Annotated in this window: 13 protein-coding genes and 1 tRNA gene; 3 read left to right on the top strand and 11 right to left on the bottom strand. The window is 47.1% G+C overall.

Annotation, left to right across the window (positions count from 1 at the left end):
• From J0895_RS06595 to J0895_RS06580, 4 genes are all read right to left on the bottom strand, one after another.
• Positions 1 to 483 (bottom strand): Uma2 family endonuclease (locus J0895_RS06595; protein WP_340643469.1); only part of this gene is annotated, 483 nt, incomplete at its 3' end.
• Between the two features lie 194 nt (positions 484 to 677).
• Positions 678 to 1,556 carry a M20/M25/M40 family metallo-hydrolase gene (locus J0895_RS06590; RefSeq protein ID WP_207087310.1) on the bottom strand — a complete coding sequence of 293 codons (879 nt, stop codon included), beginning with the start codon at positions 1,554 to 1,556 and terminating at the stop codon, positions 678 to 680.
• Positions 1,557 to 1,631: 75 nt separating this feature from the next.
• A complete protein-coding gene (locus J0895_RS06585; protein WP_207087309.1) occupies positions 1,632 to 2,285 on the bottom strand; it encodes a response regulator in 654 nt (217 codons plus the stop codon).
• Positions 2,286 to 2,357: 72 nt separating this feature from the next.
• Positions 2,358 to 2,591: a hypothetical protein gene (locus tag J0895_RS06580; RefSeq protein ID WP_207087308.1), complete on the bottom strand. Its 234-nt coding sequence runs from the start codon at positions 2,589 to 2,591 to the stop codon at positions 2,358 to 2,360.
• Positions 2,592 to 3,061: 470 nt separating this feature from the next.
• Between J0895_RS06580 and J0895_RS06575 the strand changes: the two genes are divergently transcribed.
• Entirely contained in the window at positions 3,062 to 3,433 is a 372-nt protein-coding gene (locus tag J0895_RS06575) for a response regulator transcription factor (RefSeq protein WP_207087307.1), read from the top strand.
• Positions 3,434 to 3,510: 77 nt separating this feature from the next.
• Here J0895_RS06575 and J0895_RS06570 read toward each other — a convergent pair whose 3' ends face one another.
• From J0895_RS06570 to J0895_RS06550, 5 genes are all read right to left on the bottom strand, one after another.
• Positions 3,511 to 3,996: a DUF2721 domain-containing protein gene (locus J0895_RS06570; RefSeq protein ID WP_207087306.1), complete on the bottom strand. Its 486-nt coding sequence runs from the start codon at positions 3,994 to 3,996 to the stop codon at positions 3,511 to 3,513.
• A gap of 46 nt (positions 3,997 to 4,042) precedes the next feature.
• The gene (locus tag J0895_RS06565) at positions 4,043 to 4,807 is read right to left on the bottom strand and encodes a sirohydrochlorin chelatase (RefSeq protein ID WP_277989791.1); all 765 of its coding nucleotides are present in this window, start codon (positions 4,805 to 4,807) and stop codon (positions 4,043 to 4,045) included.
• A 122-nt stretch (positions 4,808 to 4,929) separates the two neighbouring features.
• Positions 4,930 to 5,289, bottom strand: coding sequence for a rhodanese-like domain-containing protein (locus tag J0895_RS06560; protein WP_207087305.1), 360 nt, complete (start codon positions 5,287 to 5,289; stop codon positions 4,930 to 4,932).
• Between the two features lie 45 nt (positions 5,290 to 5,334).
• A complete protein-coding gene (locus J0895_RS06555; RefSeq protein ID WP_207087304.1) occupies positions 5,335 to 6,906 on the bottom strand; it encodes a serine/threonine-protein kinase in 1,572 nt (523 codons plus the stop codon).
• Positions 6,907 to 6,999: 93 nt separating this feature from the next.
• Positions 7,000 to 7,368: a DUF4359 domain-containing protein gene (locus tag J0895_RS06550; protein ID WP_207087303.1), complete on the bottom strand. Its 369-nt coding sequence runs from the start codon at positions 7,366 to 7,368 to the stop codon at positions 7,000 to 7,002.
• Positions 7,369 to 7,520: 152 nt separating this feature from the next.
• Between J0895_RS06550 and J0895_RS06545 the strand changes: the two genes are divergently transcribed.
• Together J0895_RS06545 and J0895_RS06540 are read left to right on the top strand one after the other, a co-directional pair.
• A tRNA-His gene (locus tag J0895_RS06545) sits at positions 7,521 to 7,593 on the top strand.
• A 185-nt stretch (positions 7,594 to 7,778) separates the two neighbouring features.
• Positions 7,779 to 8,711, top strand: a complete 933-nt coding sequence (locus tag J0895_RS06540; RefSeq protein ID WP_207087312.1) for an RluA family pseudouridine synthase — start codon at positions 7,779 to 7,781, stop codon at positions 8,709 to 8,711.
• Here the strand turns inward: J0895_RS06540 and J0895_RS06535 are convergent.
• Both J0895_RS06535 and rnc read right to left on the bottom strand, forming a co-directional pair.
• Positions 8,682 to 8,876: a hypothetical protein gene (locus tag J0895_RS06535; RefSeq protein WP_207087302.1), complete on the bottom strand. Its 195-nt coding sequence runs from the start codon at positions 8,874 to 8,876 to the stop codon at positions 8,682 to 8,684. The two genes, J0895_RS06540 and J0895_RS06535, sit on opposite strands and share 30 nt — an antisense overlap.
• A gap of 79 nt (positions 8,877 to 8,955) precedes the next feature.
• Positions 8,956 to 10,116: a ribonuclease III gene (gene rnc / locus J0895_RS26695; protein ID WP_207087301.1), complete on the bottom strand. Its 1,161-nt coding sequence runs from the start codon at positions 10,114 to 10,116 to the stop codon at positions 8,956 to 8,958.
• Positions 10,117 to 10,908 lie beyond the last annotated feature (792 nt).

The following is a 10,908-nucleotide window of genomic DNA, read 5'->3' as shown; positions in this document are numbered from 1 at the left end:
TTGCGTGCTAACACTATCGCCCGATTGAAAAGCGATGGTCTGATTTCCTGTCAGGATTAAAATTCGCCGTCCTTCGGGGAAAACTAGCCAGACTTCTTGGCAGTTAAAGTCTAAATATTCTTGAGCTTTTGCTAACAATTCCTCCGCCACATCGGTGGGAGAAGCAATCTCAGCCACTAACGGCGGACTCTGAGGTAAGGTTGGCTCATTTCTATAGCGTTCTAGCAGTTCTGGGGTCAGGTAGGAAACATCGGGTCGGCGTCCTTGTTTTTGGGTACGGCAAGGCATTTCTACATAAACTTTCCCACCTTTTCCCGATTGGTTGATGTAAGTTCTCCAATACCAAACCAAGTTTGCTTGAATTTCGCTATGTCTGAGTGTCATTCCTGTTTTTTCCACCAGTTTCTCATCCACCCATTCCATGTTTTCGGGTGGATTTTTCATGAAATCGTCTAGGGTGAACTGTTCAGTTTCGGTAGTCATTACCATAAGAACTTCCTAGCTATTAAATGGGCCTAATTTATCCGTTTGATACGGAATCTGGTAAAAACCCGCACCCTAAAGGGTGGGGCTTTCTCGGATTTTGTATTAATGGCTATGATAACATAATCTGAAACAATTGGATTGTCATAAATCTTAAGATACCCAACCCCATCTCATCTTACAGACGTTATGGATTACAACTTGCGAATACTGGCAATTAATCCCTGGCAAACTCCAGTTAAAAAGTCTAAGTCTAAGGTTTCTATGGTGTCGCTGGGTTGGTGATAGTGGGGATTTCTGAGGTTTGCTGTATCGGTAATCATGATGGCTGGATATCCTAAATCCCAGAATGAAGCGTGATCACTGCGTCGGGTATCGGGGACGAGGTGGCCTTTTTTACCTGCGGGTAACCATTGGCAAGGGAGTCCAGTTTTTTTGATAATTCGACTGATTCTAATTAGGTCGATTAGGGTGGGATTATTGCCGATTAAGGCGATATAATTTCCCTGATTGGGGTAGATATATTGTAATCCTGGGGGATACTGTTGGGAATGGGGTTGAGGATTACAGTAACCTAGCATTTCTAGGGAAATCATGAGGCGGAGGGGTTCTCGTTTGGCGGCGAGTTCGGTGGCGTAGGCGGTACTGCCACATAAGCCATATTCTTCCATATCAAAGGCGATGAGGCGGAGGGGATAGCGAGTGGTTTCGGTGGCGAAAGTTCGGGCTATTTCTAGTAAGACGGCGATGCCGGTGGCGTTGTCGTCGGCACCGGGGGAACCGGGTACGGCGTCATAATGTGCGCCAATTAAGATGGGGGGTTTGGGTTTGCCGGGGCGATCGCCTCGGGGAATATCTAACACTAAGTTTTCATGGGTTCTGCCACTGATTTCAAACGAGTGAGTTTCTACAATGCCATACTGTCGGAACTGTTGGCGGATGTATTCTCGGACATAGAAATAGCCGCCGGTGGCAATGTAAGGGTCCCGATCGCGAACAACTTGGACAAGATGGGATTGCAAGTTTGCTTTTAACTCTCGGGTTGTCTCTTCAGGGTGATGATTCTCCTGCATAATCAGTCTGTTCCTTTCAAAATAATCAACAGTAACTGGATCAAGAGTTCGGTGTTCGTTGGCAACTGCGCTAAGTTACGAGTTATCCTCAAAAAATACCCCATGAGCAACGATCGCCGCTTGAGTGCGATCGCGCAAATTCAAGCGATTTAAAATATGAGTCACATGATTTTTCACCGTTCCCTCAGTAATATACAATTCCTGAGCAATTTCCCGATTACTCGCACCTTTGGCAATGAACCGCAACACGTCCAATTCCCTCGGGGTCAATTCTTGCCATCCCAGGGGAACATTCGGTTTGCGAAGGGGCCTTGTCTGGACTTTCGCCATCACTTTGGTGACTAAACCGGGTCCAATTTGAGTATAGCCCTTGTGAACCGTGCGAATTGCATGAGCTAACTCTTCCGATGGTGTATCTTTGAGTAAGTATCCCCGCGCACCCCCGCGCAGTGCCTCTGCTACAGACTCATCATCATCCACCGTGGTGAGGACCAAGACTTTCACATCAGGAAATTGCTGACAGATTGCCTGAGTTGCCTGCACCCCATCCATCACCGGCATATAGATATCCATGAGCACCACATCGGGTTGGAGATGGTTCACTTGTGCGATCGCAAGTTGTCCATTTTCTGCCTCTCCCACCACCTTCAAATCCGTTTCTGCTTCCAGCAATGCCATCAACCCCCGACGAATCAGATTCTGATCGTCTACCAATAAAATGCGAATCATTGGGACCCCTTCACAAATGCAGATATCAGCCGTGATCCGACAACCCGTCGCTTCGATTGGAGGCGAAGGACTTCAAAGAGGGTAGGCGGAAAACTGGCATTTAGCCGATATTACGATGAAATCTTGGTTTTCGGGGTGCGATCGCACCCCCGCAATTGTCGCGATCGCCAGAAATATTCCCCTCCCTTCCTCAATGTAGCACCCTATTCCCCCTGTCGCCGTTCCGGTTTTTCTCAACCCGGGTAAGCACTTGAGTTGACTCATTACAACCCGCAAAAGGGTGAGTACCTCCGGAGATGATGACAAAAGTCATTGTTTCCCTTCGCACTTTTGTCATAGAAGAAGTTGTGCCTTTTGCCGGATGCTATTTCTCCCCGGCTTTTTTAGAATAGAGAAAACAGCCAGTCAGTCGGTTGATTATCCCCACTTAGATGCTATGATATTACACCCGTGATGCCCAGTTTATCCCCATACCCTCAATCCATTCCGGTTTGAGGATAGAGCAAACTCTCAAGCAGCGACTCCCCCGCTCAAAAGGGATTTAAGGGAGATGCTTCCCACCTCCGTCAAACCCTTCGTGCTCAATCTAACTATTCCAGTATTCGCGAGAAACCAGAATTCTCGTGGCAATTCCTTCTCAAGGAAAGAGTGGAGATGGTGGGGGTGGGTGCAGGGGAACTCACTTGATCAATTCTGCTTCGAGGAAACTTGTAAGATAAAATAGATCACGTTCCTATTCAGTCAAGGTTTGAAACCCAGCATATAGAAAGGTCATTATGAGTACGGTATTGATTGTGGACGATAGTGCTACAGCGCGGGAAATGCTCTCATCTATCCTCCAAAATGTCGGAATGAGGGTGATTGAAGCCCGGGATGGGGTCGAGGCTCAACAAAAAATTACAGACAGTCCTCCAGATATCGTGGTGTTAGATATCATTATGCCTCGGATGAATGGGTATGATTTGTGTCGGTGGCTGAAAAAAACTCCGAATGGTCAAAATATTCCGGTGTTGATGTGTTCTAGCAAGGCGGAACAGTTTGACCGCTATTGGGGGATTAAGCAAGGGGCAGATGCCTATTTGGCAAAGCCTTTTCATCCGTCTGAGTTGATTGAAACGGTGAAAAATTTACTCCGTTCTCTGGCTTGATAACGACTGAAGTTGTTACTACGAAGTTAGGTTTTTGAAGGAAGATGGGGCTGGAGTTGAAGGGGGGAGGACTTTAGCTATTTGGGGTCTTGCTCATCTTTCATTTCCATGAGAATGACGGAATAGGAAATGAGTTCATCGACTCCGGTAAAGGTCACTCCTCCTAAAAACATTAACATTCCTAGGACAAAGAGGGATAAAGGAACATCCTGGGATACTGGATTTTCTAATAAATAATCTAGCCCGATCGCCAAGGAACTTAGAATGAATAAGGTGGCAGCAATAATATTACAAAACACTGAGTTTCTAACATATTTAGCGCGGCGGAGTAAGAATTTAAGTTGACTTCTAACACTCATTAATCGTAATTCTTCTTCGCGTTCCACTTCTTGATTATGGCTAATTTGTCGGGTGAGTTTTCGGCGTTCATCGGTTAGTAGTCGAATTCGGCTCAACAGGGAGGAGTGTCGAGCATTTAATCCCAAAAAAAAGAGAGAACTCGATGAAATCATGACCGCAGGTGCTACGAGTGCTTGGATAGATTCAGTTGCGATGGATGGCATGAATCGGGACCTCTGAATTGATTAATAGGGAAAATTTGTCTCTTATTTAAGCCGTCAGGGCTAAGATTAATTCGGCTAATTCTGGCGTTGCGCCGATGGGATCAGCTAACTGGATCTGGAGTTCCGGTTGGCGTTGAGAATGTTCTCGGGCGACTTGGCCGATCGCATCGGTGATTCCCCCAGGAAATAGAAAATACGGGAGAATACCCAGATGCCGATATCCAGCTTGAATTAACTCGTCCATCCTTTCTTCTAAATTAGGAGAAATAGACCAGTAGGCGGGGATTGCTTGCAGTCGGTTTGCTAGGTCTTCCACTACCTGATTACTCCCAGGACGCCGGGAACCATGAGATAAGACAATCCACTGTCGATCGCCGGAATTACTTCCCTGAACGAGTTGAATTGCCGATTGTAATAAGTGCCTCAATCCGCTGATTTGACTGCCTAAATGCGGGCGTAAATCTAACTGAATGGTTGTCCCCAAGATTGGGTGAGCTTGGGCAATTTCTGCCGGAATATCTTCCATGACATGAACCCCTTCTAGGAGAAAGAGCGGTAAGATTTGGAGCCGATCGCATCCTACCGCACGGGCGCGATCGGCAAATGCTGTGATTTGTTGATGTAATGGCAAGGGATGCAATTCTAATTGTGCCGTTCCCACCATTGGCAAACTGGACTGACCCTGCTGTTCCTGCAAGCGATCGCGCAATAAACAGGCTAACGCTTGCATCGCCACTTCGGGACGAGGATCGCGACTGCCGTGGGAAACCAGTAAATAAGCCGAGGGGAATTTCAAAATTGTTTTATCCAAAGTATGCGATCGGGACTCGGTGCAAATGTCATCAAATTATCATGACAGGGTTCCTCCGTTGATCAAATTAACGCCCTTGAAAGCGGTCAGGGAGTCTCCCTCTCCAGGAAACCGGGGGCAAATTAGTACCGTGGTACAGTGGGATCTACCAGTTGGGAATAGGCATCGATGCCGCCACTAATATTTTTAACCTGGGTAAACCCTTGGGTTTGTAACCACTGGCACATCTGAGCCGATCTGATACCGTGATGGCATAAAACCAAGGTTTCCTTCTCCGGATCCAAGTGCTTGTAAATCTCCCCGGACCATTGGGAAAACTCGCTCAGGGGAAGGATTGTAAACTCTGGAATCGCCGCGATTTCCACCTCGTGGGGTTCGCGGACATCAATCAGTTGCAAACCGGATGGTGTACTAGAAAGGCGATCGGCGAATTCTTGAACCGAAATTTGAGCTAGGCGGGGACGAGCATTCGATTGAGCCATGAGATCTATAGAGTCTGTAACAGACTGACAAAACAACGTTCTCACTCAAATTGTGCCTTGTTTGGGTGGGATTTGCCTACAATCACCCGTCTGTAGATCGCACTGTTCCAATTTAGCCGCGATCGCCCCAGCGTGTCTCCACCATTTAGAACCAGCGGACCAACTGCGGGAAGGTAAATGACCAATCGGCGCTTTCAAATTAAATTGAATGCCTTCGTAGGGAACCGATGGATTGTAGGTTTTCCACCCAATGCGATCGCAAAGTGCCCCATAATCTTTCCCGACTCCTTCATAAATTCGCGATTGAATGCTAAATCCAAACCTTGCATCACTATAGTTCACCCACAACAAATCAATCATCTGCAAATCTTCACAGGGCATTTTCGCAATATCGTCTTCAAATAAATAACCTCTCGGGTATTTCCCGGCAGCCTGACATAACAAGGTCCGAGTTTCTTCATCTGCTTGTTTCCACTTTTTAGCGGTGAGCAAATCTCGCAAGTGACCATAATCGATGCCAACGGTTGAGATGAGGATATTCGGTTCACGGACTGGAATTGGAGAGGGGACTATTCCCGTGAAAAACTGATTTAAAACATCCCGCCAACTTGTTGTCTTTGGTGTAACTGGAGTAGCTTTGGGCTGAATGGTCGATCGCCTCAAAGGAGGGGTCGGGGAGGGCGATCGCGCAAGTGAGGCAGCGGGAGACGAATTCAGGTCTTGCAGCACTTCCACAGCCGAATGATAGCGCTTCGTGAGAGCATTTTCCACCAATTTATCCAAAATTTGTCCTAAATCCGCACTAACCAGCTTATCTGCCCTGACAAAATCCCGCCAAATCCAGCAGTCCTCGTTGGCATCATATAAATTACCCGGAGACATTCCCGTGAATAAATGGAGGCAAGTCACCCCCAAGCTATACAAATCCGTGGCGGGAACGACCTTGCCTCGGGTTTGTTCGGGAGCCATATACTCCGGAGACCCGATAATTGTCCCAGTTTGCATCATCGCCGTCGCACTTAACAGCTTGGCAATGCCAAAATCAATTAGCACAATTTGCCCCCCTTGATGCTCCGTGAAAGAGGGGCGATCGCTTCTGATGCGGCGAATGATATTAGGCGGTTTGATATCTCGGTGGACAATCTGGCGATCGTGAATAAACGTTAGGACCGGGAGTAAATCATTCAGCAGTTCTCGGATTTCGGCTTCCTGATAAGCACCCTTTTGCTTCAGTTCCGAGGAGAGAGTCGGTCCCTCGATAAACTCCTGAACCAGATACAGTCCTTGATTTTGCTCAAAATGGGCCAGGAGGGAGGGGATTTGGGGATGATGTCCGAGATCGTCTAAGCGCACTGCCTCGTGATAAAAGAGGTCTTTCACCTTCTGGATGTGCTGGGTTTCCCCTTGCTGAAAAAACAGTTGCTTGACGACACATTTGGGTTTAGAAGGGATATCTTCATCCACCGCCAAAAAGGTCCTACCAAATCCCCCCTGTCCTAGGGCCTGAATCGGTCGGTAGCGAGCTTTCAGGATTAATTTACTGCCACAGCTTTGGCAAGTTTTTGCCGACTCAGGATTTTGGGGTTGGACGCATCCGGGAATAACGCAGTAGCTCATGACTTTGACCAGGGCGCGATCAGGTAAAGTTTAGACGCCATAGGGTGTCATTCCCGGTATAACATGGTCTTGATAGATTTACCTCCAATTCTGCTACTGTTTCTTATATTCGTAGGTGTAGAAGCTCTGGAAAGCCCCTACAGTTTCAAACTGATAAGCGGGAATTAAGGGCAGGGGCAAAGACAAGTCAGTTTTATAAACGCTCCACAATACAAAGTTTTGTCGCTGAGTATTGCGGCGGATGATGTCCTCAATGTCACTCTGGACGGATCCAATTGCTGCAACACAGGACCCCTTGGCAATGGGTAATCTGTCACAGGCATTTTCTTGGGCATACTCCATCAGTCGTTGACTGGCATAGTCGTGATAAGACTCCGGACCTGGGTTGGTAACCGCCATTGCTACACCCAACCCGACCAATACTGTACCTGTGATTGCCGCGATCGCATTTATTTTTTTCATCGGAATTCAACGTACCCATTTCTTTGTTTAGACTTCCCCGTTCCCCTCCTGAGTTCAGCACCCCTTTCCTGCAATTTTTCAAAAATTTTGATTTTTTTTTGAAAAAGGGTAGATCAAATCAACAAGGGTGTGTTATAGTCAAAAACGTGGTGGCGAGCGTAGCCAAGTGGTTAAGGCAGTGGATTGTGATTCCACCATTCGCCGGTTCAATTCCGGTCGTTCGCCCTCAGCTTAAGTCAGGTAGACAGCACTGCTGTCTGCCTGACTTCTCTTATTTTAGTATTAATTCACATCAGGGGTTTTCCAGACGGGGAGAAATTCCACAGATGGTTACCTACTCTGAGTGGTTTGAGCCCCCCCGTCAGGAATGCTATGGCAACCACAGACAGAAAGGGAATTAACCTGGAATGATGGCAATTAAAGAAATTAATTTAGAAGTCAATGAGGTGACCGATCGCCTCGATCGTTATTTGGCGTCCCACTTACAGGACCTGTCCCGGTCACGAATACAACAATTGATATCACAAAATTGCGTAAAAGTCAACGGGCAGGTTTGCACCTCGAAAAAGATTAGGGTGGAAACGGGCGATCGCCTCTGCATCGAGATTCCCCCAGCAGAACCCTTGGAAATCAGTGCAACTGACATTCCCTTAAATATTCTCTATGAAGATGACTGTCTGATTGTCATCAATAAACCTGCTGGTTTAGTGGTTCATCCGGCACCGGGACATTCCGATGATACCTTAGTCAATGCCTTGTTAGCGCACTGTGAGAACTTGTCCGGGATTGGTGGTGTACAGCGTCCGGGGATTGTTCATCGCTTGGATAAAGATACCAGTGGGGCGATCGTCGTCGCCAAAACCGATCACGCTCATCAACATTTACAAGGTCAAATTCAAGCTAAAACTGCCCGTCGCGACTATCTTGGGATTATTTATGGAGTCCCAAAAACGGAAAGCGGAACTATCGATGCACCGATCGCCAGACATCCCAACGATCGCAAGAAAATGGCGATCGTCCCGGTGGAAAAAGGCGGGCGACAGGCGGTAACTCATTGGCAGATTAAAGAACGCTTGGGGAATTATACATTAATTCATTTTCAACTCGAAACCGGACGGACTCATCAAATCCGCCTCCACAGTGCCTATATCGGACATCCGATTGTCGGTGATCCGGTGTATTCCAGTGGGCGATCGCTCGGGGTGAATCTGCCGGGACAAGCATTACACGCCTGGAGTCTGACCCTAGAACATCCCGAAACCGGGGAAACCATTCAGGCGATCGCCCCCTTGCCAGATTATTTTCATAAGTTGTTAGACGTTCTGCGACGGCGATCGCACTAAGGCAATGAACCAGCAAAAGGGTTTCAGAAACCCGGTTCCAGAAACCTGATATCGTTTAAGGTGCAAGACTGATCTCCGAAACCCGCTTTCTTGCCGCAGGAGTGCGAGCATCTTGCGCCCTACTGCACTCATCAGGTACGCATCCGCCATCAGGAGTGCGAGCATCTTGCTCGCTATTGTTCCTTAGCGAGCAAGATGCTCGCACTCCAAAAAAATGTAGCGGATCTGATAACGATGTGCAAGGCTATAGTGCGCCAACCTGTTTTAAGGCTAACTCAGCAGCCCGTTTTTCCGCTTCTTTTTTATTGCGTCCTTTGCCAACCCCATACACTTGATTTCCCACCTTGACCTCCACAGTAAAATCCGGTGCATGATCCGGTCCGGATTGGGCGATCATTTCATATTTGGGTTGAGTCGGACCGAGATTTCCTTGCACCCATTCTTGAAAGCGATTTTTGGCATCTAAAAGAATACTAGATTCAGCCGTCAACTTGCGATCGAGCAGACCTTCCGCCGCCGATTCAAATAAAGGTTCTACAAAATTGCGAACCGCCTCAATCCCTGAATCCAGAAAATATGCCCCAATAATCGCTTCAAACGTATCACTCAACAACGAATCATTTTTGCGAGCTTTATCTTTAATTGCACCTTTCCCCAACTTCATTTTTTTACCCACCTCCAAATAATTGGCAAAATCGGCGAGTTGGGTTTCATCCACCAAAGCCGATCGCAATCGAGTCAATTGGGATTCATTCAAATCCGGATGTAGCTGGTAAAGAAAATGGGTACTCAGAAAATTCAAAACCGAATCTCCTAAAAACTCCAGAGTTTCATTATTCTGAACCACATCGGGATGTTCATTCGCATAAGACCGATGAATTAAAGCCAAATTCAGTAAAGCAGGGTCGCGAAAAGCAGGCAACCTGGGGACATCATCCAAACTTTCGATAATATGAGATTCATCAGCAACATCCAGAAGATCTGGACTGAATCCCCCCCGTTGCCCAAAAACAATCACCTTCTTTTGTCGGCTTTTTAAAACATGACCTAAACTCGTGAAATCTCCATCTCCCGATACAATAATAAAAATTTCTGCCGAGTCCGGTTCCACGGCATAATTGACACAATCGACGATTAACTTGTGGTCTACACTATTTCTTTGCCTCGAAGGAACATCAACTTGTTTAAATCCAAGGTCAGTCAAATATTTGGCATGAGACCGGCTTTCATGTTTCCAATTAGAGTAAGCATGGCACAGTGCCAATTCTCCCTGTTTTGCTGAAAACTCTACCAAAAAATCGGCTCGTTCTGGACTAATTTTGACATTTTGACAATCCCAATAGAGCGCGACTCGCGCAGACTTAGCATTGGTCGTTGATTTTGATAATCCTTTTTTAGGTGGCATAAGTGTTACATTTTGGTCTTGAGTAGGTTTGTAAAAAGTCAATTAATCAGGTCCAATGATTCAATACGAATCATTGGATTAACCCTGGATTTTAACTAAATTAGGCTGAATTTGTGGTGTAGTTACACAGTCTGACGAGAAAATTTATTCTCTATCTGGGTTTGATTTTGATTATGTAACTACAGCGCAGATCCAACAAGAGAGACAACGAAGTTGCACCGTTGGTTTGGGAATGGATGAGGTCAAATTGAGTGGCGATCGCACTTCAGCCCGTTCTCAAAGTGAGAAACTAGACCTCAACAGGACCAGAAAATAATCACAAGAACAGGTTTTCATCAATCAATCGACTGACGAAAAACCAGATTATAGCGGTGACCACCGTTATTCGCGTACATCTTGGGAGTGCGAGCAAGATGTTTGGGCTCGCGCGTACACGCTACGCCGCACAGCGAAGCCCGGGCTCAGGCTTTACGCACTCCTTTAACTGTCTGTACGCGAATGAGTCCACCGAACCGCTATATGACTTTAGACTAGAGTGATGATATCATATAGCATTCCTTGCAGGATTTATAACATCTGTCTTCTCCCCTCTCCCGTTCTGGGCCGCCGTCGGTTGGGGGCCGCCGACGTCTTCCACAACGGCACGCAAGGATTGCTATATATAGCGTTTCTCATGTCCACAAGGTACAGCCCTCACCCCAAACCCCCTTCGACCCCCTTCGGCCCTTCGACCCTTCGGCGGGGCTCAGGGCTCAGGACAGGCTTCGGCGGGGCTCAGGGCTCAGGACAGGC

The sequence above is a fragment of the Phormidium pseudopriestleyi FRX01 genome (assembly GCF_017313335.1).
Taxonomy (GTDB): domain Bacteria; phylum Cyanobacteriota; class Cyanobacteriia; order Cyanobacteriales; family Laspinemataceae; genus Laspinema; species Laspinema pseudopriestleyi.
This window is presented reverse-complemented; position numbering and strand designations above follow the sequence as displayed.

Coding starts and splice junctions, on each gene's coding strand:
- J0895_RS06590 (WP_207087310.1), bottom strand. CDS start 1,556: ATGCAGGAGAATCATCACCCTGAAGAGACAACCCGAGAGTTAAAAGCA.
- J0895_RS06570 (WP_207087306.1), bottom strand. CDS start 3,996: ATGCCATCCATCGCAACTGAATCTATCCAAGCACTCGTAGCACCTGCG.
- J0895_RS06535 (WP_207087302.1), bottom strand. CDS start 8,876: ATGCTCGCACTCCTGATGGCGGATGCGTACCTGATGAGTGCAGTAGGG.
- J0895_RS06560 (WP_207087305.1), bottom strand. CDS start 5,289: ATGGCTCAATCGAATGCTCGTCCCCGCCTAGCTCAAATTTCGGTTCAA.
- J0895_RS06555 (WP_207087304.1), bottom strand. CDS start 6,906: ATGAGCTACTGCGTTATTCCCGGATGCGTCCAACCCCAAAATCCTGAG.
- rnc (WP_207087301.1), bottom strand. CDS start 10,116: ATGCCACCTAAAAAAGGATTATCAAAATCAACGACCAATGCTAAGTCT.
- J0895_RS06550 (WP_207087303.1), bottom strand. CDS start 7,368: ATGAAAAAAATAAATGCGATCGCGGCAATCACAGGTACAGTATTGGTC.
- J0895_RS06540 (WP_207087312.1), top strand. CDS start 7,779: ATGGCAATTAAAGAAATTAATTTAGAAGTCAATGAGGTGACCGATCGC.
- J0895_RS06585 (WP_207087309.1), bottom strand. CDS start 2,285: ATGATTCGCATTTTATTGGTAGACGATCAGAATCTGATTCGTCGGGGG.
- J0895_RS06575 (WP_207087307.1), top strand. CDS start 3,062: ATGAGTACGGTATTGATTGTGGACGATAGTGCTACAGCGCGGGAAATG.